The sequence below is a fragment of the Paraburkholderia sp. CHISQ3 genome (genome assembly GCF_030464945.1).
Classification (GTDB): Bacteria; Pseudomonadota; Gammaproteobacteria; order Burkholderiales; family Burkholderiaceae; genus Paraburkholderia; species Paraburkholderia megapolitana.
The window spans coordinates 48,573-69,200 of record NZ_JALPRG010000013.1 but is presented as its reverse complement, the minus strand read 5'-3'; the positions used below and the strand labels follow the sequence as shown (position 1 = coordinate 69,200).

General features: G+C 62.7%; 18 protein-coding genes. 2 read left to right on the top strand and 16 right to left on the bottom strand.

What is annotated here, in order from left to right:
* Positions 1–32 precede the first annotated feature (32 nt).
* The 10 genes from bktB to M0D65_RS27125 form a co-directional block, all read right to left on the bottom strand.
* Entirely contained in the window at positions 33–1,217 is a 1,185-nt protein-coding gene (bktB, locus tag M0D65_RS27170) for a beta-ketothiolase BktB (protein WP_266255344.1), read from the bottom strand.
* A 134-nt stretch (positions 1,218–1,351) separates the two neighbouring features.
* Positions 1,352–2,731, bottom strand: coding sequence for a 30S ribosomal protein S12 methylthiotransferase RimO (gene rimO / locus M0D65_RS27165; RefSeq protein ID WP_266255456.1), 1,380 nt, complete (start codon positions 2,729–2,731; stop codon positions 1,352–1,354).
* Between the two features lie 188 nt (positions 2,732–2,919).
* Positions 2,920–3,867, bottom strand: a complete 948-nt coding sequence (locus tag M0D65_RS27160; RefSeq protein ID WP_266255343.1) for a nucleotidyl transferase AbiEii/AbiGii toxin family protein — start codon at positions 3,865–3,867, stop codon at positions 2,920–2,922.
* Positions 3,851–4,672: a type IV toxin-antitoxin system AbiEi family antitoxin domain-containing protein gene (locus tag M0D65_RS27155; RefSeq protein ID WP_266255342.1), complete on the bottom strand. Its 822-nt coding sequence runs from the start codon at positions 4,670–4,672 to the stop codon at positions 3,851–3,853. Before M0D65_RS27155 ends, M0D65_RS27160 begins: the two co-directional genes overlap by 17 nt.
* Before the next feature lie 418 nt (positions 4,673–5,090).
* Positions 5,091–5,666 carry a polyhydroxyalkanoate synthesis repressor PhaR gene (gene phaR, locus M0D65_RS27150; protein WP_091016490.1) on the bottom strand — a complete coding sequence of 192 codons (576 nt, stop codon included), beginning with the start codon at positions 5,664–5,666 and terminating at the stop codon, positions 5,091–5,093.
* Positions 5,667–5,796: 130 nt separating this feature from the next.
* On the bottom strand, positions 5,797–6,537 hold the full coding sequence (locus tag M0D65_RS27145) for a 3-ketoacyl-ACP reductase (protein WP_266255341.1): 741 nt from the start codon (positions 6,535–6,537) through the stop codon (positions 5,797–5,799).
* 147 nt (positions 6,538–6,684) lie between these two features.
* Positions 6,685–7,866 (bottom strand): acetyl-CoA C-acetyltransferase, encoded by a 1,182-nt coding sequence (locus M0D65_RS27140; RefSeq protein ID WP_266255340.1) that lies wholly within the window; start codon positions 7,864–7,866, stop codon positions 6,685–6,687.
* A 114-nt stretch (positions 7,867–7,980) separates the two neighbouring features.
* Positions 7,981–9,906, bottom strand: a complete 1,926-nt coding sequence (phaC, locus tag M0D65_RS27135; protein ID WP_266255339.1) for a class I poly(R)-hydroxyalkanoic acid synthase — start codon at positions 9,904–9,906, stop codon at positions 7,981–7,983.
* A 388-nt stretch (positions 9,907–10,294) separates the two neighbouring features.
* The gene (pgeF, locus tag M0D65_RS27130) at positions 10,295–11,131 is read right to left on the bottom strand and encodes a peptidoglycan editing factor PgeF (RefSeq protein ID WP_266255338.1); all 837 of its coding nucleotides are present in this window, start codon (positions 11,129–11,131) and stop codon (positions 10,295–10,297) included.
* Positions 11,128–12,342 carry an RluA family pseudouridine synthase gene (locus tag M0D65_RS27125; RefSeq protein WP_266255337.1) on the bottom strand — a complete coding sequence of 405 codons (1,215 nt, stop codon included), beginning with the start codon at positions 12,340–12,342 and terminating at the stop codon, positions 11,128–11,130. The genes pgeF and M0D65_RS27125 overlap by 4 nt, the downstream gene beginning before the upstream one ends.
* A gap of 128 nt (positions 12,343–12,470) precedes the next feature.
* Here M0D65_RS27125 and M0D65_RS27120 point away from each other — a divergent pair, with 128 nt between their 5' ends.
* Positions 12,471–13,268, top strand: a complete 798-nt coding sequence (locus M0D65_RS27120; RefSeq protein WP_091016476.1) for an outer membrane protein assembly factor BamD — start codon at positions 12,471–12,473, stop codon at positions 13,266–13,268.
* Positions 13,269–13,345: 77 nt separating this feature from the next.
* Here M0D65_RS27120 and rlmD read toward each other — a convergent pair whose 3' ends face one another.
* From rlmD to surE, 6 genes are all read right to left on the bottom strand, one after another.
* Entirely contained in the window at positions 13,346–14,650 is a 1,305-nt protein-coding gene (gene rlmD, locus M0D65_RS27115) for a 23S rRNA (uracil(1939)-C(5))-methyltransferase RlmD (RefSeq protein WP_266255455.1), read from the bottom strand.
* A gap of 231 nt (positions 14,651–14,881) precedes the next feature.
* Positions 14,882–15,658 carry a 3'-5' exonuclease gene (locus M0D65_RS27110; RefSeq protein ID WP_266255336.1) on the bottom strand — a complete coding sequence of 259 codons (777 nt, stop codon included), beginning with the start codon at positions 15,656–15,658 and terminating at the stop codon, positions 14,882–14,884.
* Positions 15,659–15,664: 6 nt separating this feature from the next.
* Positions 15,665–16,759 (bottom strand): RNA polymerase sigma factor RpoS, encoded by a 1,095-nt coding sequence (gene rpoS / locus M0D65_RS27105; protein ID WP_091016468.1) that lies wholly within the window; start codon positions 16,757–16,759, stop codon positions 15,665–15,667.
* A gap of 11 nt (positions 16,760–16,770) precedes the next feature.
* Positions 16,771–17,700: a peptidoglycan DD-metalloendopeptidase family protein gene (locus M0D65_RS27100; protein WP_266255335.1), complete on the bottom strand. Its 930-nt coding sequence runs from the start codon at positions 17,698–17,700 to the stop codon at positions 16,771–16,773.
* 5 nt (positions 17,701–17,705) lie between these two features.
* Complete coding sequence (locus tag M0D65_RS27095; protein ID WP_266255334.1) at positions 17,706–18,623, bottom strand: protein-L-isoaspartate(D-aspartate) O-methyltransferase; 918 nt, start codon at positions 18,621–18,623, stop codon at positions 17,706–17,708.
* Positions 18,620–19,378, bottom strand: coding sequence for a 5'/3'-nucleotidase SurE (gene surE, locus M0D65_RS27090; RefSeq protein ID WP_091016461.1), 759 nt, complete (start codon positions 19,376–19,378; stop codon positions 18,620–18,622). The genes M0D65_RS27095 and surE overlap by 4 nt, the downstream gene beginning before the upstream one ends.
* Before the next feature lie 208 nt (positions 19,379–19,586).
* Here surE and M0D65_RS27085 point away from each other — a divergent pair, with 208 nt between their 5' ends.
* On the top strand, positions 19,587–20,561 hold the full coding sequence (locus tag M0D65_RS27085; protein WP_266255333.1) for an NADPH:quinone oxidoreductase family protein: 975 nt from the start codon (positions 19,587–19,589) through the stop codon (positions 20,559–20,561).
* The last annotated feature ends 67 nt before the right edge of the window (positions 20,562–20,628 follow it).

The following is a 20,628-nucleotide window of genomic DNA, read 5'->3' as shown; positions in this document are numbered from 1 at the left end:
ACGGCCTGCCTGCGCAACCGCCTCGCAACCGGTCAGAGTCGTTCGAATATCGCAGCGATGCCCTGCCCGCCGCCGATACACATCGTCACGAGCGCATAACGTCCGCCGATACGTTGCAGTTCGTACAGCGCCTTCACGGTGATCAGCGCACCGGTCGCTCCGATCGGATGACCGAGCGAAATGCCCGAGCCGTTCGGATTGACCTTCGCGGGATCGAGGCCCAGTTCCTGGGTCACCGCGCACGCCTGGGCGGCAAACGCCTCGTTGGCTTCGATCACGTCGAGATCGGCAACCGTCAGTCCCGCGCGTTCGAGCACCTTGCGCGTGGCCGGGACCGGGCCGATGCCCATGTAGGCCGGGTCCACGCCGGCATGCGCATAGGCGACGAGCCGCGCGAGCGGCTTGATGCCGCGACGCTCGGCCACACTGCGCTCCATCAGTACGACCGCCGCGGCTGCATCGTTGATCCCCGATGCGTTGCCCGCTGTCACCGTGCCGTTTTCTTTTGCGAACACAGGGCGTAGCTTCGCGAAATCGTCAGCGGTCGCGTTCATACGCACATGCTCGTCCGTCACGAAAAGCGTATCGCCCTTCTTCGATGCGAGCGAAACCGGCAGGATCTGTTCGGTGAAATAACCGGACTCAATTGCGTGTGCCGCGCGACGATGCGACTCGAGTGCGAGGGCGTCCTGCGCATCGCGGCTAATGCCGTATTTCTGCGCGACATTTTCTGCGGTCACGCCCATGTGAATCGACTGGAACGGATCGTTCAGCGCGCCGAGCATCATGTCGACGATGCGCGCATCGCCCATGCGCTGTCCGAAGCGTGCGGCCGGCATCGTGTACGGCGCACGGCTCATGTTCTCGGCACCGCCGCCGATCGCGATATCGGCATCGCCGAGCAGGATGCCCTGCGCCGCCGACACGATGGCCTGCAGGCCGGAGCCGCACAGACGGTTCACCGTGAGTGCGGGCGCATGCTGCGCCACGCCGCCGTTGATGGCCGCCACGCGAGCGAGGTACATGTCTTTCGGCTCGGTATGCACGACGTTGCCGAATACGACGTGGCCGACTTCGTCGCCCGAGACGTTCGCGCGCGACAGCACTTCGCGCACGACCCGCGCGCCGAGATCGGTGGGAGAGAAATCCTTCAGGCCACCGCCGAAGTCGCCGATTGCGGTACGTACACCGCTTGCCACCACCACGTCACGTTGCATGATTCGTTCCTCGCTCTCTCAGTTTCAGGTTGATCTGCCTGGTTGATCCGAATGCTGCGTCTCGCGCCGTGAGGCGCGGCGTCTGATGTGTCGTGTCGGTTTGCCGATGTCCGCGCGACGGTTGCGCGATCGTCCTAGACCTCGCCCCACAGATCGTGGCCATCCGCACCGGTGATCTTCACCGACACGAAATCGCCGACCTTGTAGCGCTTCGATGCTTTCTTCGCTGGCTCGATATACACCACGCCGTCGATCTCCGGCGCATCGGCCGCGGTCCGGCCCACGCCGCCTTCTGCATTCAGCTCATCGACAAGTACCTTCAACGTCTTGCCGACCTTGCGGGCGATACGCTGCGCCGACACTTCTTCTGCGACTTCCATGAAGCGCGCGCGACGCGCTTCGCGCACCTCGTCGGGCAACGCGCCGTCGAGTTCGTTCGCGCTAGCACCTTCCACCGGCGAATAGGCAAAGCATCCCACGCGATCGAGTTCGGCCTCGCGAATAAAGTCGAGCAACGTCTCGAACTGCGCTTCGGTTTCGCCCGGAAAGCCAGCGATAAACGTGCTGCGGATAGTCAGATCCGGGCAGATCTCGCGCCACGCACGCACGCGCTCCAGCACTTTTTCCGCGTTCGCGGGACGCTTCATGCGCTTGAGCACCTCGGGATGCGCGTGCTGGAACGGTACGTCGAGATACGGCAGCACGTGGCCCTTCAGCGGGCCTTCGGCCATCATCGGAATCACTTCGTCGACGCTCGGATACGGATACACGTAGTGCAGACGGACCCACGCACCGTACTGCGCGGCGAGTTCGCCGAGCGCACCGACCAGATCGGTCATGCGCGTCTTCAGCGGACGGCCGTTCCAGAAACCGGTGCGGTACTTCACATCGACGCCGTATGCGCTCGTGTCCTGCGAGATGACGAGCAGTTCTTTCACGCCCGAGCGGAACAGGTTCTCCGCTTCGAGCATCACCTCGGCAACCGGGCGCGAGACGAGATCGCCGCGCATTGACGGGATGATGCAGAACGTGCAGCGGTGATTGCAGCCTTCGGAGATCTTGAGGTAGGCGTAGTGGCGCGGCGTGAGCTTGATGCCCGCGGCCGGCACGAGATCGATGAACGGGTCGTGCGGCTTCGGCAGATGGTTGTGCACTGCCTGCATCACTTCGCCGAGCGCGTGCGGGCCGGTCACGGCCAGCACCTTCGGATGAACTTCTTCGATCAGACCCGAACCGCTTGCGCTCTTCTTTGCGCCGAGGCAGCCGGTCACGATCACCTTGCCGTTCTCGGTTAGCGCTTCGCCGATCGCATCGAGGCTTTCCTGCACGGCTTCGTCAATGAAGCCGCAGGTGTTGACCACGACGAGATCGGCACCGTCGTAGGTACCGGAAATTTCATAGCCTTCGGCGCGCAGCTGCGTGATGATCTGCTCCGAGTCGACCAGGGCTTTGGGGCAACCGAGGCTAACGAACCCCACTTTCGGCGGGGAAACGGGCTTGGGATTGGATTCCAGGTGGGTTTTCAACGGTCACATCCAGTTCTGTACGGGGGGCCGACCGGCGGTGCCGGTGGCTGGGGAGTTGCGCTATTTTACCTTCGTGGCGCAGAGTGATCCGTTGAATCGGGAAAAGCGTCGTGCCGGGCTTTTTTTGACAGGTGTGGGCACCTGTGCGTCGTGAATGATCGTGTGTGCACCTCGCCTCATCTGGCACCGACGATCCGCACCAGCGTTTCTTCCAGCAGACTCCGATCCGCGGCACGCTTGGCGTCGGTGCGCCGTGCCAGGTTGCCCAGTTTGTGCCGCACGGCCGGTAGTTCGGCAGCGTGCGGAAGTCCGATTAGATCGAAGTCTGGCCGCTCATCTTCGATGGATCGCAAAAACGCACACGACGGCTCGTCCAGCCACCCGGCCACACGCGACAACAGGTGCTCATGGATGACCAGCAAGGCTTCGGCTTCGACAGGTTCAGCCGTCATACCCCTGAAGTGAGCCTCGAAGGTCACTGTGAAATCCGCAGGCATGCGGGGCGCCAGCATCTCCCAGGCAGGCTTGGGGCTACAGGTGAGATAGACGAGGAAGGTCCGCCAGAGCACCTGATCCGCCCGTTCGTCTTCCAGCAATAAACCGACATCGAAAAGATCGCGCGGATGCTGTCTCGACAATGCCGCCGCCAGCTTGCCAGCATAGAGATCGGCGAAGTTCAGCACCTGCACCGAAGCAAAGCCAAATACCTCCAGGACCCTCGGGCGTACCACCATGTCCCGCGCGGGATGAACCGTGCCGCGCATCACCGGCGTCGTCTCGATCTGGACACGCGCACGACCACGACTGGCCACGAGCCGGGTGACACCTGCGCCCTCGCCCGCCGACAATTGCACCTGCAACTGCAGGGGCCGGGCACGCAACATATCGGCCAGCCGTCCAAGTGCTTCGGCAATGAGCCTCGCGTCCTCGGCATAGTCATGCACCGGCAACCAGGCTAGATCAATGTCTACCGACAACCGGGGCAGGTCGTGCTCGAAGAGGTTGATCGCCGTACCGCCTTTGAGCGCAAAGCATGGCTCCTGCGCGAGCACCGGCAAAATCTCGACGAGCAGTCGTACGCGGTCGGTGTAACGGCGATCCCAACGATCAAGCCAGGTGTTCATCGAGATCCCCCGGCAAGGTAATCTGGTAAATCGGATGCAAGCGGCCGCCAGGCACTAGCGAGCGTTTTCCCCGCCCCAGATCGACGCTATCCAGCGGCACATGCGACAGCCATGCATGCCGATGGCGCTCGGCCAACGCCAGGAACAGCCGTTTGGCCTTGATGCTGCGGCAATGGCGCAGTAACAAACCGACCCGCTGCGGCCGCAGGGTGGTCATCGCCTGCATCAGCGCATCCACCTCGTAGATCAAGGCAGCGTCCGACACGTCATCGCACAACTCCAGGATGGCGCGTTCCGGCGTGGAACAAACCAGCGCATCGGCGCCGGGCGCGGCCTGATGCCACGCCAGCCCCTGGTCGGACAGCGCCGTCGCCAGTACCTCCGCCGTGAACGAGACCGGCGGCCAATCGAATGGCCCCTTGCCCAGATACTCGAAGCGCTGCGCCAAAGACAGATTGCCCAGCCATGCCGGTGGCCGCTGCCCCCCATACAGGGTGATCGTGCCGGCATCGCCTAGACGCAGGTAGTGCTCGTGCCCCTGCAGGCTTAGCGCAAAGCGCCCCCCCACGTGCAGCGGCATGCCCTCGCCGACCTGCAGGCTACGAACCACGCCTTCCCACTGCAGGCGCCCACCCTTGCGCATGTAGACGCCGCGCGTCGGCGACACCAGCCAGCCGCTGCGCACGTAGCGCGCGACGAGGCTGTTGGAGTAGCCATGAACCCTCAACCAGCGACTCGACACCAAGCTCGTATCGCCCAGTTCGGCCAATAGCAGGTTTAATTTTCCTGAATTTTGATCACTCATAGTGCTCAAAATACACTTTCTTTAAACTTTCACCAAGTCGTGGTGGTTTGATCAGGAAGAAAAAAGATCACCCAGAGTGATCTTTTTTTGAGAAAGATAAACCAGATGTCAGTCAAGCTGCACTGGGCACAAGGGAATCCTCCGGCCCCTCCTCACCCTTACAACGTCGAGTTGGCTTATTTCGACTGCCTTATTGAGGCCAGTTGAAGCTGACGAATGCCACTTTCGGCGGAGAAACGGACTCGGGTTTGCTATTTGATTTCCGTCCACACCGCGAAGAATGACGCGCGCAATCCAGCGCGTCATGTCCGCCCAGTGCACTCAAGGAAGGAGAAGAATGGGCGCATCACGCCCAACCGGAGTCGCAGGCGGCCTACTGCAGCCGCGCCGGACCGACATCATTACAGCGCCACACCACTCACTTCTTCTCAGGCTCCGTGCTACTCGACGCCGGCTGCGTGAACGGAAAATTGCTGAACATCGATTTCGCCTGGGTCTGCATCTGCTCCTGCATCTGCACGAACATGTTCTTCGACTGCTCGATGTAGCTGGTCATCATGCCTTGCATCATCGGTGCCTGCATGTTCATGAACTGCGACCAGACCTCCGGGTTCATCGCCTTGCCTTCAACCAGGTTCTTCGACTGGTCGGCGAGCTTTGCCTGAATATCGATGAACGCCTGAATGTTCTTCTCCAGGTAGGTGCCCATCATGCCCTGCATCGCGTGGCCGTAGAAACGGATGATCTGCGACAGCATCGATGATGAGAACATCGGCAGGCCGCCGCTTTCCTCTTCGAGAATGATCTGCAGCAGGATGGCCCGCGTCAGGTCTTCGTTGCTCTTCGCATCGATGACCTTGAAGTCTTCCTGATCGAGCACGAGTTGCTTGACGTCGGCCAGCGTGATGTACGTGCTCGTCTCCGTGTCATAGAGCCGACGGTTCGGATATTTCTTGATGAGTCGTTCGGCCGTCTTCTTTGTAGTAGTCGTCATGTAACGCCCTTGAGCGCCGATAAAGCGCAATGACGACGCCCTGCCACACACAATGGATCATTGCGTGTGCGAGACGCCGCCGGAAACATCTGAACCATTCAATGCCCACCCACGACGGGCACCGTATGGATCAGCCCATATGCAGGCCGCCGTTCAGCGAAAAATCGGCGCCCGTCGAGAAACCCGCTTCGTCCGATGCCAGCCACGAGACGATCGAACCGATTTCTTCCGGTTGCCCAAGGCGTCGCACCGGAATCGTCGCAACGATCTTTTCGAGCACGTCGGGGCGGATCGATTTCACCATGTCCGTGCCGATGTAGCCCGGCGAAACGGTATTCACCGTCACGCCCTTGGTGGCCACTTCCTGCGCCAGCGACATCGTGAAACCGTGAATGCCCGCCTTCGCGGTCGCATAGTTGGTCTGCCCGAATTGCCCTTTCTGGCCGTTCACCGACGAAATGTTGACAATACGGCCCCAGCCGCGCTCCACCATGCCGTCGATCACCTGCTTCGTCACGTTGAAGAGGCTCGTCAGGTTCGTGTCGATCACGGCCGTCCAGTCTTCGCGCGTCATCTTGCGAAACACGACGTCGCGCGTGATACCGGCGTTGTTCACGAGCACGTCGATCTCACCGACTTCGGCCTTGACCTTGTCGAATGCCTCTTTGGTCGAATCCCAGTCGCCGACATTGCCTTCCGACGCGATGAAATCGTAACCGAGCGCCTTCTGGTCTTCGAGCCACTTGACCCGACGCGGACTGTTCGGACCGCAGCCGGCCACGACTTTCAGGCCCTCCTTGTGCAGACGCTGGCAGATGCTCGTGCCGATGCCGCCCATACCGCCTGTTACGTATGCAATTCGCTGAGACATAAACCACACTCCATTATCGTTTTGCGAGGCTGCCGCCCGGCAACCTCCGTCCTCGCCTTTACTGCCCAGCCACCCCCGTTGCTTCAGGGGCGCGGCTGCATCCTGCTTCGAGTGCGCCCGCAGCGCACGGACGCACTCTTCATCGAATTACATGCGTTCAACGGCCAGCGCCACACCCATGCCGCCGCCGATGCACAGCGACGCGAGGCCGCGCTTTGCATCGCGCTTCTGCATTTCATGCAGCAGCGTCACGAGAATACGGCAGCCGGATGCGCCGATCGGATGGCCGATCGCGATTGCGCCGCCGTTCACGTTGACCTTCGACGTGTCCCAGCCCATCTGCTGATGCACCGCCAGCGCCTGCGCGGCAAACGCTTCGTTGATTTCCATCAGGTCGAGATCGCCGGGCGTCCAGCCGGCACGCTCGAGACAGCGGCGCGAAGCCGGCACCGGGCCCATGCCCATCACCTTCGGATCGACACCCGCGCTCGCATACGCCTTGATCCGCGCGAGCGGCGTGAGACCGAGCGCTTCCGCCTTCTTCGCCGACATCACGATCACTGCGGCAGCGCCGTCGTTGAGCCCCGACGCATTCGCCGCCGTCACCGTGCCTTCCTTCGTGAACGCCGGCTTCAGACCTGCGAGAGATTCGGCCGTCACTCCGTGACGCACGAATTCGTCGGTGGCGAAGCGCAGCGGCTCGCCCTTGCGTTGCGGAATTTCGACCGGGACGATTTCAGCATCGAAACGGCCGGCTTTCTGCGCGGCCTCTGCCTTGTTCTGCGACAGCGCTGCGAACGCGTCCTGCTGTTCGCGTGTGATGCCGTATTCCTTTGCGACGTTCTCCGCGGTAATGCCCATGTGGTACTGGTTGTACACATCCCACAACCCGTCGACGATCATCGTGTCGATCAGCTTCGCATCGCCCATGCGGAAGCCATCGCGCGAACCCGGCAGCACGTGCGGTGCCGCACTCATGTTTTCCTGGCCACCGGCGATCACGATGTCGGCGTCGCCAGCAATGATCGCGTTAGCCGCGAGCATCACCGCTTTCAGGCCGGAGCCGCAGACCTTGTTGATCGTCAGGCCCGGTACCGAGGTCGGCAAGCCGGCCTTGATCAGTGACTGTCTCGCCGGGTTCTGGCCGGAGCCTGCGGCCAGAACCTGACCCAGGATCACTTCACTGACCTGCTCGGGCTTCAGGCCCGCGCGTTCGAGAACTGCACGGATTACCGTGGCGCCGAGTTCGGGTGCGGCGATTTTCGCAAGCGAACCGCTGAATTTGCCGACTGCCGTACGGGCGGCCGATACGATCACTACATCAGTCATTTCCGTTTCCTCCGGGTGCTGCGGCCAGTCGCTCCGCCACCCGTCAAGTTAAAAAACCACCCACTTCTCTATGTCCGCGTCGGCATGCAGTCGGCGCTCAAACATTCCTTTGCTTCAGTCGCGCTTTTGCACATAGCGTCCAGGCGCCGCCTCGATGACGGGGTAGTCAGCGGAACCGGCCTGTGCAGGCGGCTTCACCTTCTTGCCGCCGTACTGATCGAGCCACTGGGTCCATTCGGGCCACCAGCTGCCGGGGACCTCTTCGGCCGCTTCGAACCAGCCGTCGGCGGTGTCGGGCAGCTTTTTGTGGCTGCTCTTTGCCGTCTTCGCAGCGGTCTTTCCGGTGCTTTTCGCTGTTTCGTTGTCAGAGTCCTTCACCACCCAGTAGCTGCGCTTGTTCTTGGCGGGCGGATTGATCACGCCCGCGATGTGTCCCGACGCGCCCAGCACGAAATGTCGCGGCCCAGTAAGTAGCGGCACCGATGCATAGGCTGTCTTCCACGGCACGATGTGGTCTTCGCGCGAACCGTAGACGAACGTCGGCACGTCGATACGCGACAGGTCGACCGCTTCGCCGCACACGGTTAGCGCGTTGGGTTCGCGCAAGCGGTTCTCGAGGTACGTGTTGCGTAGATACCAGACGTACATCGGTCCAGGCAACCCGGTCGAATCGCTGTTCCAGTACAGCAGGTCGAACGGCACTGGCGTGCGGCCCTTCAGATAGTTGTCGACGACGTAGTTCCACACGAGATCGTTGGGGCGCAGGAACGAAAACGTATTCGCGAATTCGAGGCCGCGCATCAGGCCCGGCTGCGTACCGTTCTTTCCACCGATCGTCTGTTCGCGCATTTGCACATGCGCCTCGTCGACGAAGACATCGAGCACACCGGTGTCCGAGAAATCGAGCATCGCGGTGAGCAGCGTCATCGACGCCGCTGGATGTTCCCCACGCGCCGCCGCAACAGAGAGCGCCGTAGCGAGCATCGTGCCGCCGACGCAAAACCCGAGCGTGTTGATCTGCTCGCGCCCGCTGATACGACGCACGGTTTCGATAGCAGTGAGCACGCCTTCGTCGACGTAGTTGTCCCACGTCTTGTGTGCAATCGATGCGTCCGCGTTGCGCCACGAAATCATGTACACCTGATGGCCCGAGTCGAGCCCGTGCGCGACGAGCGAGTTCTCCGGCTGCAGATCGAGAATGTAGAACTTATTGATGCACGGCGGGACGATCAGCAGCGGCCGCTCGCGCACGGTTGCCGTGCGTGGCTTGTACTGGATCAGCTGGATCAGGTCGTTCTCGAATACCACCGAGCCTTCGGTGTTCGCCAGGTTCTTGCCGACCACGAAACCCGATTCGTCGGTCTGCGAAATCTTGCCGCGCTGCAGGTCATTCAGCAGATTCTGCACGCCGTGCCGCAAGCTCTCGCCCTGGCTGTCGAGCAAGGTCTTCTGCGCCTCGGGATTGAGCGCGAAGAAGTTGCTCGGCGAAGCCGCCGCGGTCCACTGCTGGACCGCGAAGCGAATGCGTTCGCGCGTCTTCGGTTCTGCGTCGAGCGCATCGACGAGTTCGTGCAGATAGCGCGCATTCAGCAGATACCATGCGGCCGTGAACGCATAGGCGGGTGTCTCGCTCCATGCCTGCGCGCTGAAGCGTCGATCTTTGAGTGCGGGGACCTGCGGCTTCGCTTCGGATGCCTGCTGGATCAACTGCATCGCTTCGCGCGAATAGTCGCCCTGCAACTGCTGAAGACGCTCCTGCGGAATCGATGCGGAAGGCAGCTTCAGCCCCGCGAGCGGTTGCATGAACGGCTGCAATGTAGCGGCAAACTGACTCAGATCGGACATCGCCGCAAACGGCGACATGGGGGACGTGGCTGACATGGATGAGGCACCGTTCGCCCCAGCCTGCCCGGCAACCGACTGCCATGCATTCATCCAGGCGTGGAACCATTGCTGTGCGCCCGCAGGTTGCTGCGGTTGCGACTCGCGGGCTGATGTATCCGTACGGGAAGAATTCGGGGATTGTTGTGATGCAGCCATACCTGCTTTAGACCGGTGAGTCCTTGCGGACGGTTGAGAGGCAGGTTTCTCGCGCACGTGGGCGATTGCTCGCGACCTCGTCACGCCCTGTTCCGTGTGTGGGAAACATTCTTGCTCCCCATCGCAAGGCATGTCAATGCTTGTCCCGGATTTTGCCGCAGTGCGATATTTTTTTAATTATCGTTTTCCCCATGTGCGGCCTGTGGCGCGGCTTTCCGGGCGATCGACAATCTCGTGCGCATAAAAATGCGGCCATCTGAGCGTTATTGAAACAAGCTGTTTTGCGAACCGCATAGGCACACGACGCACGAAACCGCAAAAGCGCATCGCCGCCACGCGATGCAGCAAAATCACCGCAGCGCCGATGTCTACGCGTCGGCACCAGATTTCAATCTGCAAGCCAGATCAATGCGGCCATGCGACCCGTGTCGCGATCGCGGCGATAGGAGAAGAAACGTTCGCGTTCGGTGACCGTGCAATGTTCCCCACCGACGATTTGCGTCACGCCGATACGCCGCAACCGCACGCGCGCAAGCGCAGGCAGATCGGCGAGGTATTTGCCCGGCGTATCGGGATGCGCGACGAACGCTTGCGCAGTTGCGTCGCGTTCGTCAGCAGCGGCCTCGTTCATGAACGCGTCACGCACGTCCACACCGACTTCGAACGCGGCAGGTCCGATCGACGGGCCGAGCCATGCGTGCAGCACGGTCGTATCTACGGCGGCAAGTTGCGCAACCCGCTGCGCCGTGTTTTCGATGACACCCGCAGCGAGTCCACGCCAACCGGCATGTGCCGCGCCCACTGCCCGGCCTTCCGGGTCGCATAGCAGCACCGGCATGCAATCCGCGATCATCACGACACAAACAGTGCCGGGCACGTTGCTCACGCTCGCATCTGCCGGCGTCGGTGCGCCCTCTTTGCGCTGACGCGCAAGCACCTCGTCGGCATTGACAACGTCCGCGCCGTGAACCTGCTGAAGCCACGCGGGTTCCCGAATACCCGCGAACTGCTGCAGACGCGCACGGTTCGCAAGAACAGCACCCGGATCGTCGCCGGCACGCAAACCGAGGTTCAATCCGCCAGGACTATCGATGCCTTCGTGCCAGCGCCCGAACGGCGGCTCGCTCACACCACCGTTACGCGTCGTGACCAGCGCGCGCACGCGCGCAGCGACAGGCCATTCGGGTTGCAGAATATCGGCCTGCGTCAGGTCGGGCAGCGTCATGCGTGGTCGTCCTCATCGTCATGCGTATCGAACGATGCGTCGTCCTGGTCGTAAACGTCGTCGTCCATATCGTCGTATTCGTCCGCATTGCCTTGACCGAAACCGAGCGCCTCCGATAGCGCCGCGATATCGTCGGGCACCGCCGCTCGCCATTGCATCGGACGGCCGGTCTGCGGATGGATCAGGCCGAGGCGCCATGCGTGCAGCGCCTGACGCGCGAAGTCGCCCGGCAGCGGCGCCACCGAACGCTTGCCGCGGGCACGGCCATACACCGGATCGCCAAGTAACGGATGGCCAATATGCGCGCAATGCACGCGAATCTGATGCGTGCGTCCGGTTTCCAGATCGCAATGAATCGCCGATACCGGCTGGCGCTCCCACACCGTGCTGTCGACCCGCCGGAAATGCGTGCGCGCCGGCTTACCCGCCGCACTGGTGACCACGGCCATGCGCGTGCGTTCGCGCGGGTCGCGGCCGATCGGTGCATCGATGGTGCCCTCTTCCCGCACGTTGCCCCATACGAGCGCGAGATATCTGCGCTTCACGGTACGCGCCTGCAACTGACGCACGAGGTCGGTTTGCGCTTCGAGCGTCCGCGCGACCACCATCAAGCCGGACGTCTCCTTGTCGAGCCGATGCACGATGCCTGCGCGCGGTAGCCCCGCGGCGGCGGCGCCATAGCGATGCAGCAGGCCGTTCAGCACCGTGCCACTCCAGTTGCCGGCCGCCGGATGGACGACGAGACCCGCGGGCTTGTCGATGACGACGAGCGTGTCGTCTTCATAAACGATCGACAGCGGCACAGGTTCAGGCGTGAACGCGAGTTGCTCGGGAAGCAGATCGGGAATCAGTTCGATGACCGCATCGAGCGGTACCGGTTGACGGATTTTCGCGGGCGCGCCATCCACCCGCACACGTTGCGCCTCGATCCAGCTTTGCAGGCGGCTGCGGGAAAATTCCGGAAATACCTTCGCGAGGACCTTGTCGAGCCGTTCGCCGGCAAGTTCGGCGGGCACCGCGACCACGCGCGGCACCGTTTCTGCCGATCCGGCCTCCGCGGAGGCCGGCGCAAGCGGCACCAGCGCGTCGCCGGCGAGGTCGTCGTCGAGCGAATCCACCCCTGCTGCGTCGGCGGCCTCTGCACCTGGGCTATAATCTTCGTTGCTATTCTGGACGCCGGCAGCGGCTACCGGAGTATAAGAGCGGGTCATCGAGTCTGGGTCACCTGGACGTAAAGCTAGACTGGGAAATGCGAGCCTTGAACACCATTATGAATACGGGCCTGGGGACGGCAACCGCTGAAGCGGCTGTCCAGAAGACTACGGCCCGAAAGACGATCATGAACGTGGCCCGCTATATCGCGTGCGCAGCGGCCGTTGTACTGGTGGCGGCCTGTCACGGGCTACCGCAAAAGACCGACGAAACGGCCACATGGGCGAATAACAAATTATATACGGAGGCCCAGGATGCGATGAACGGCAGCGACTGGGGCAAGTGCGCGAAATATTTCGAAGCACTCGAAGGTCGCGACCCGTTTGGCCACTTCGCCCAGCAGGCACAGATCAACGTCGCGTACTGCAACTGGAAGGATAGCGAAACCGACGCTGCCGACCAGGCCGTCGACCGCTTTATCCAGCTGCATCCGGATCACCCGGACATCCCTTACGCGTATTACCTGAAGGGCATGATCCACTTCAACGACGACCTTGGTCTGTTCGGCCGCTTCTCGGGCCAGGACATGAGCGAGCGCGATCCGAAGTCGCTGCGCGAGTCGTATGACGCGTTCAAGGTCGTGGTCGACCGGTTCCCGAACAGCAAGTACGCACCCGATTCCGCGCAACGCATGCGCTACATCGTCAACGCGCTCGCGTCGCACGAAGTCCATGCGGCCGATTACTACTATCGCCGCGGCGCTTACGTGGCGGCGATCAACCGCGCGCAGCTGGCCATCCAGCAATACAAGAACGCGCCCGCCATCGAAGACGCACTGCACATCATGATGCTGTCGTATCAGAAGCTGGACCAGCCGCAACTGGCCGACGACACGAAGCGCATCCTGGCCGGCACCTTCCCGGACAGCCCGTATATCACAGGGCATGCGCGACCGGGCAAGGAAAAATCGTGGTGGCAGTTCTAGGCCACACGTAGTCCGCCCGCAAAACAGAACGCCACGGCAATCGCCGTGGCGTTTTTCTTTACCGCTCCTGCCGCAGGCTAATCGCGCTCGAACAACGCAATCGATTCGACGTGCGACGTATGCGGGAACATGTTCACCACGCCCGCCCCCTTGAGCCGGTAACCCGCCTCGTGAACCAGCAGGCCGGCATCGCGGGCCAGCGTTGCGGGGTTGCACGACACGTAGACGATGCGTTGCGGCAGCGGCCCGGTGCCGCTCTGCGCGATCTCCGCCAGCGCCTTCGCGATGGCCAGTGCGCCTTCGCGAGGCGGATCGATCAGGTACTTGTCGAATGCACCGAGCGCGCGGATGTCGTCGGCGGTGACTTCGAACAGGTTGCGGCACGCAAACGACGTATGCCCCGCCACGCCGTTCTCCTGCGCGTTTTCGAGCGCACGCGTAGTGAGCACCTCGCTGCCTTCTATACCCACCACCTCACGCGCCAGCCGCGCGAGCGGCAGCGTGAAGTTGCCGATCCCGCAAAACAGGTCGAGCACGCGGTCGTTCCGCGCCGGCGCGAGCAATCGCAGCGCACGCCCCACCAGCACACGGTTGATCTGGTGATTGACCTGGGTGAAGTCGGTGGGCCGGAACGGCATCCGGATATCGAATTCCGGCAGCGTGTAATCGAGCGGAACATCGAGCGGATAGAACGGCACCACCGAGTCCGGTCCTTGCGGCTGGAGCCAGAACTGCACCTTGTATTCGTCGGCGAAATCGCGCAGATGCTGTTCGTCGGCGGCATTGATCGGTTCGAGCACGCGCAGCACGAGCGCGGTCACGGATGCGCCGACCGCGAGTTCGATCTGCGGCATGCGGTCGCGAATCGACAGCGATCCGACCAGTTGACGCAGCGGCACGAGCATCGCCGAAACGTGCGGCGGCAATACTTCGCAGCTCGTCATGTCGGCAACGTAGCTGCTCTTGCGTTCATGGAACCCGACCAGCACGCCGCCCTTCTTCTCGACGTTGCGCACCGTGAGCCGCGCGCGATAGCGGTAGCCCCACGACGGCCCGTGAATCGGCCGGAAGATGGTCTCCGCTCGCAGCTTCGCCAGATGCGCAAGGTTGTCTTCGAGCACGCGCTGCTTCACGGCGATCTGCGCGCGCACATCGAGGTGTTGCATCGAGCAACCGCCGCAAGTGCCGAAGAACCTGCACTTCGGTTTCGTGCGAATCACGCTTTCGCGCAGTACCTCGACGACTTCCGCCTGTTCGAAACTCGGTTTCTTCCGGTAGCTCGCATAGGTAACGCGTTCGCCTGGCAACGCGCCTTCGACGAAGATCACCTTGCCGGGCGTACCGTCTTCGGTGACCGTGCGGCCGACGCCGCGCGCTTCCATATCGAGCGAATCGATTTCCAGAATGGGGGCCGCGACTTGGGCGACGTCGGCAGCGGGGGCCGCCTGCGCAGGCTTTCTTTTGCCTTTACGCATGCGATGACGGGCAGTTTCGGACACCTGCAGCTTCCTGACAGACTAATGGGGAAGGCGAGATTGTAGACGAACGGCGGGCGGCGCCGGGGATCTGACGGTGCGCGCGGCCTGCGGGCAGCGCAGCACGTAGTTGCGGAGTCAGGCTTCGAACGCAGCCAGATACTGGGCCCAGTGCTGCGCGGGCTCCAGTGCCAGCGAGTTCTTCACGAGCACGATCTCGTCGTCGTATTCCGCCTGCGAAAGCCCACCGCGCATCAACTGGAAGCGGCAGTACAGCAGATACGTATTCACGACGTCAGTCTCGCAATAGTTGCGGATTTCTTCGAGACGCCCTTCCTGGAACGCGTGCCACACCTGGCCGCCATCCATCCCGAGCTTGCCGGGAAAGCCGCACAGCTTCGCGAGCGCATCGAGCGGCGCATTCGCGCGTGCCTGATACATCGCGAGTACGTCCATCAGGTCGGTGTGACGCGAATGATAGCGGCTGATGTAGTTGTTCCACTTGAACTCGCGATCGTCCTCGCCGAGATCCCAGTAGCGCGACGCGCGCACGCCGTGCAGCAGCGCGCGGTAGTGCAGTACCGGCAGGTCGAAGCCACCGCCGTTCCACGACACGAGTTGCGGCGTGTACTTTTCGATGGTGCGGTAAAACGACTGGATCAGCGCAGCCTCGCCGTCTTCCAGCGAGCCGAGCGAGCGCACCCGAAAGCCCGCATTGTCGCGAAACACACAGGAGATCGCCGCGATGCGCTGCAGATGATGCTGCAGAAAGTCGCTGCCGGTCTTCTCGCGGCGCGCCGCAAACGCATGCTCGGCGACCTCGGCATCGGTCAGCGTGGCAGGCAGATCTTCGAGGCGGCGTATGCCGGCGACATCGGGAATCGTCTCGATATCGAAAACAAGAATCGGTGTCATCGGTATTTACAGAACGGCGTCCTTGCGCACGCCGTTGGATGCGAAGAAGCGCTTGAGCCGGACGAGTGCTTCCTGCTGGATCTGCCTCACGCGCTCCCGCGTCAGGCCCATTTCGTCGGCCAGTTCTTCGAGCGTGGCCGGCTCGATGTGATTCAGACCGAAACGGCGTTCGATCACGTGGCGATGCTTGTCGGAGAGCCGCGCGAGCCATGCGCGCGTGAGCGTCTCCAGCTCGCGATGCTGCACCTCGGCATCGGGCGACTGGCTTTGATCGTCGGACAACAGGTCGAGCAGACTGCTCGCAGGATCGAGATCGAGCGGCGCATCGAGCGATGCGGTGTGTTCGTTCAGCGCGAGGATGTCGGTGACTTCTTCGGTGGTCTTGCCGGTCAGATAGGCGATGTCGTCGATGCTGGCGTCGCGGCGCTCGGCCGCTTCACCCGAATTCATCGAGTTCTTCTCAAGATGGCGCTTCGCGCGCAGCACCTGGTTCAGTTCGCGGATCACGTGTACCGGCAGGCGCACCGTGCGTGCCTGATTCATGATCGCGCGCTCGATGCTTTGACGGATCCACCACGTCGCGTAGGTCGAAAAACGGAAGCCGCGCGTCGGATCGAACTTTTCGATCGCGTGCATCAAACCGAGGTTGCCCTCTTCGATCAGATCGAGCAGCGGTACGCCGCGATTCAGATACCCCTTCGCGATGCTGACCACGAGCCGCAGATTGCGCTCGATCATGACCTGCCGCGCTTCGAACTCGCCGGCTTTGGCGAGCCGCGAATAGCGCTGCTCTTCCTCGACGGTGAGGAGCGGCTTGACGCTGATGCGATTCAGGTAGTGCTGGATCGTGTCGGCCGTGAGTTCGGCCTGCAGTATTGCGCGGAAATCGTCGGCGTCCGCCGCGGGGCTGCTCGCGCCTTCACGTGTTTCTTCTGCGTCGTCGATGCCGCCCGCGGCCTCGTCGGGTTCCCGTGCGTTATCGAGATCCTCGACGCTGTCGTCATCCGGTTCCGAAACGGCGCCGCTATCCGCCGGCACCCGCGTGACGCGGCTGACCTTCTCAGTCCCGGCTTGCTGCGTACGGCGCTTCGGTTTCGGCATGGTCGTGTCGCTTATTGAGGCGGCAAATACTTCAGCGGGTCGACAGGTTTGCCCTGCCGGCGAACTTCGAAGTGCAACATCACGCGGTCCGAATCACTGTTACCCATTTCGGCGATCTTCTGCCCTTTGGTCACCGCGTCTCCCTCTTTTACCATCAAAGCACGGTTGTGTGCATACGCGGTGAGATAAGTTGCGTCATGTTTGATGATAATTAGATTGCCGTATCCGCGCAGCCCGTTTCCGGCATAAACCACGCGACCGTCGGCCGCGGCTGTAACCGCATCGCCCGCTGCGCCGCCGATATTCACGCCCTTGTTTTTAGCGTCGTCGAACGTACCGAGGATCGGACCGCGTGCCGGCCATGCAAAGACGATCGGACCGCCCGATGCTGCCGCGTCGCTAGCACCTGCACCTGTGCCGGCTGGCGGCACAGTCGCGGTAGCGCCCGAATCGGAACTGTAGAGCGGCGGCGCCGGCATCACGCCCGCTGCAGCACCGGTCGCCGCTGCGCCGGTGCTACCGAGCGGCGCGCTCTGCACACTGCCGCCCGTCACCGGTGCCGTCGCGACACCCGGCGTCACCCCGGCGACGTTCGCTCCCGGCGGCGCAACACGCAGCAACTGGTCGACTTCGATCTGGTTCGGGTTGGCGAGATTGTTCCACGTCGCAATATCGCGATAGTTCTGACCGTTCTCGAGCGCAATCCGGTAGAGCGTGTCACCTGGCTTCACCCGGTAATAACCGGGCGGCGGCGGACCGAGCGGCACGGCAGGCTGCGCAGCCTGCGTAGCGAGCGCGCCGGAACGATCGACGACGGGCGCCTGATCGAGCCGTGTCGCACAGGCCGTCAACAGGGAGAGCGCGACCACGCACACAGTACGCTGGGCTAAGGTCAGGCGGACATTCAAGCTGGTTGTTTGCATCGCGCGCAACATACTCATCGGTATCAAATCACTCCGGATTTTAAGGGTACAAAGAAAACGCGATCAAGCCGCGACTCGCGCCATTGCGCGGGCCCGGTGCGCTCGACGAGCGTCAGCACCTGCGCCGGCCCGCTCTGCGTGCCGACCGGTGCGACGAGCCGGCCGCCGATCGTCAGTTGTTCGAGCAGCGCCTGCGGCACATCGAGCCCTGCAGCGGCAATCACGATCGCATCGAACGGTGCGGCCGACGGCAACCCGAGCCGCCCGTCGCCGTAATGCAGCCGGATGTTCGGGATGCGCAACGGACGCAGATTGATCTTGGCGCGTTCGTAAAGCGGTTTGATGCGTTCAATCGAATACACGTCGCGCGCTACCTGGCTCAACACCGCCGCCTGATAGCCGCAACCGGTACCGATTTCGAGCACGCTCGCAAGCGTCCGGCCGGCTGCCGCGAGTTCGATCATGCGTGCGACCACCGAAGGTTTCGAGATCGTCTGGTGATGGCCGATTGGCAGCGCGGCGTCTTCGTAAGCCTGCGTGGCGAGCCCCGGATCGACGAACATGTGGCGCGGCACCACCGACATCGCATGCAGCACGCGCGGATCGGTCACGCCGTTCGTGCGCAGGCGTTCGACCATGCGCTCGCGCACCCGTTCCGAGGTCAGCGCCTGCGCGCCATTCAAGGCGACATTCGGCGCGGTGCTGCGCTCCGGTGTCTTCACCGGATGACGCGCGGCGCGATGGCTCGCAACTTCCGTGCGTGCGCCGGACGGCACACGTGCCGTGCCCGGGCGCGAGTCCGTTGCGCTGTGACCTGAGGTGACCGATGCGCCCGACACACCGGACGCACGCAGTTCGCCGGATCGCCCTTCGGGCTTGCGCGGCTCGCGCACCAGATCCTCGAGCCCCAGCGGAAAGCGCTTCGCGCGTTCGCCGCTCATGAAGCACCGCTCCCGGCGCGCGCCCATTCGCGCGCCGCGGGCAGCATATGAGTGTGGGTCAGATCGAGTTGCAACGGCGTAATCGACACGTGGCCGTTGGCGACTGCGTGGAAATCGGTGCCTTCGCTGGCATCGCGTGCGCTGCCGGAAGGACCGATCCAGTAGATCGGTTCGCCGCGCGGGTTGGTCTGGCGGATGACCGGTTGCGACGGATGGCGTTTGCCGAGCCGTGTCACCTGCCAGTCGCGCAATTGTGCATACGGCAGATTGGGGATATTGACGTTCAGCAGCGGATGACCGGGCAACGGCGCCTGCAGATAATGCGCGACGATTTCCGCGGCGACGCGGGTCGCGTCTTCGAGATGCACCCAGTCTTTGTCGACGAGCGAAAACGCGATGGCGGGCACGCCGAACATGATGCCTTCGGTCGCCGCAGCGACCGTACCCGAGTACAACGTATCCTCGCCCATGTTCTGGCCATTGTTGATACCGGATACGACAAGATCGGGCGTGTGATCGAGCATGCCGGTCAACGCGACGTGCACGGAGTCGGTGGGCGTGCCGTTCACGTAATAGAAGCCGTTCGGCGCGCGCAACACCGATAGCGGCCGCGACAGCGTCAGCGAGTTCGACGCGCCGCTGCAGTTCTGCTCGGGTGCCATCACGGTGACGTCGGCGAGCGGCTTCAGCGCTTCGTAGAGCGCAGCAAGGCCGGGCGCCAGATAACCGTCGTCATTGCTGAGTAGGATTCGCATCCGGCGATTGTAACCGAGGAAGGAAGGCACGCGAACGACAGGTCCTGCACGATGCGCGCCCGGCCCTTCGCACGATAAAAACGCACGGTCGTTCGGCTTGCTTTACACTCGATCCCTGTCGGGTATTTCATACGACGCCGTGTCGTTCCAATGCCCGTGCCATCCACCCTGCCAGCCGCTGGCAACAGAACCCCGCTGAGGAGACAGCATGCGTGCGATTCGCTGCAACGAATATGGGCCGCCGGAGAGCCTGGTCGTCGAAGATCTGCCGGAGCTGCAACCGAAAACCGGCGAAGTCGTCATCGACGTAAAGGCCGCGAGTGTCAATTTTCCCGATGTCCTGATCATCGAAAACAAATACCAGTTCAAGCCGGCGCTGCCGTTCACGCCGGGCTCCGAAGTCGCGGGTATTGTGCGTGCGGTCGGCGATGGCGTGACGCATGTTCGCCCTGGCGCGCGCGTCGTCGCGTTCACCGGCTCGGGCGGCTTCGCCGAACAGGCAGTCGCGCCTGCCGGCGCGTGTATTCCGCTCGCCGATGGAATCGATTTCGCGCAGGCCGCTGCCTTCACGCTCGTCTATGGAACCTCGCATCATGCGGTGGTCGATCGTGCCGCGCTACAGGCCGGCGAAACCATGCTCGTGCTCGGTGCGGCGGGCGGCGTTGGACTCGCCGCTGTCGAGATCGGCAAGGCGCTTGGCGCGCGTGTCATCGCTGCCGCGTCGACTGACGAAAAGCTCGCGGCCTGCGTCGAACACGGTGCGGATGCAACCATCAACTACAGCCGCGAAGACCTGCGCGAGCGCATCAAGGCGCTAACCGATGGCAAGGGCCCGGACGTGATCTACGATCCGGTCGGTGGGGTCTATGCGGAACCGGCGTTTCGCAGCATCGGTTGGCGTGGGCGCTATCTGGTCGTCGGCTTCGCGAACGGCGAGATTCCGAAGCTGCCGCTCAATCTCACGTTGTTGAAGGGCGCGAGCCTCGTCGGCGTTTTTTGGGGCGATTTTGCGAAACGCGAACCGCAACGCAACGCGGCCGCGTTCAAGGAACTGCTGGGGTGGATGCAGCAAGGCAAGCTGCGGCCCTTCATTTCGGCGCGTTATTCGCTGGAGGATACCGGGCGCGCGTTGCGCGATATGGCTGAGCGGCGTGTGACGGGCAAGATTGTCATCGTGCCGTAGGGGGAAGCTACGGCGCAGTTCGTAGAGTCCAGGATTGTGATTCCTGTCGTCGCGGATTAGTGTCCGG

Coding starts and splice junctions, on each gene's coding strand:
- M0D65_RS27100 (WP_266255335.1), bottom strand. CDS start 17,700: ATGAGTATGTTGCGCGCGATGCAAACAACCAGCTTGAATGTCCGCCTG.
- M0D65_RS27160 (WP_266255343.1), bottom strand. CDS start 3,867: ATGAACACCTGGCTTGATCGTTGGGATCGCCGTTACACCGACCGCGTA.
- M0D65_RS27110 (WP_266255336.1), bottom strand. CDS start 15,658: ATGACACCGATTCTTGTTTTCGATATCGAGACGATTCCCGATGTCGCC.
- phaC (WP_266255339.1), bottom strand. CDS start 9,906: ATGGCTGCATCACAACAATCCCCGAATTCTTCCCGTACGGATACATCA.
- rpoS (WP_091016468.1), bottom strand. CDS start 16,759: ATGCCGAAACCGAAGCGCCGTACGCAGCAAGCCGGGACTGAGAAGGTC.
- pgeF (WP_266255338.1), bottom strand. CDS start 11,131: ATGACGCTGCCCGACCTGACGCAGGCCGATATTCTGCAACCCGAATGG.
- surE (WP_091016461.1), bottom strand. CDS start 19,378: ATGCGAATCCTACTCAGCAATGACGACGGTTATCTGGCGCCCGGCCTT.
- bktB (WP_266255344.1), bottom strand. CDS start 1,217: ATGCAACGTGACGTGGTGGTGGCAAGCGGTGTACGTACCGCAATCGGC.
- M0D65_RS27095 (WP_266255334.1), bottom strand. CDS start 18,623: ATGAGCGGCGAACGCGCGAAGCGCTTTCCGCTGGGGCTCGAGGATCTG.
- M0D65_RS27140 (WP_266255340.1), bottom strand. CDS start 7,866: ATGACTGATGTAGTGATCGTATCGGCCGCCCGTACGGCAGTCGGCAAA.
- M0D65_RS27120 (WP_091016476.1), top strand. CDS start 12,471: ATGAACGTGGCCCGCTATATCGCGTGCGCAGCGGCCGTTGTACTGGTG.
- rlmD (WP_266255455.1), bottom strand. CDS start 14,650: ATGGAAGCGCGCGGCGTCGGCCGCACGGTCACCGAAGACGGTACGCCC.
- M0D65_RS27125 (WP_266255337.1), bottom strand. CDS start 12,342: ATGACCCGCTCTTATACTCCGGTAGCCGCTGCCGGCGTCCAGAATAGC.
- M0D65_RS27155 (WP_266255342.1), bottom strand. CDS start 4,672: ATGAGTGATCAAAATTCAGGAAAATTAAACCTGCTATTGGCCGAACTG.
- phaR (WP_091016490.1), bottom strand. CDS start 5,666: ATGACGACTACTACAAAGAAGACGGCCGAACGACTCATCAAGAAATAT.
- M0D65_RS27145 (WP_266255341.1), bottom strand. CDS start 6,537: ATGTCTCAGCGAATTGCATACGTAACAGGCGGTATGGGCGGCATCGGC.
- M0D65_RS27085 (WP_266255333.1), top strand. CDS start 19,587: ATGCGTGCGATTCGCTGCAACGAATATGGGCCGCCGGAGAGCCTGGTC.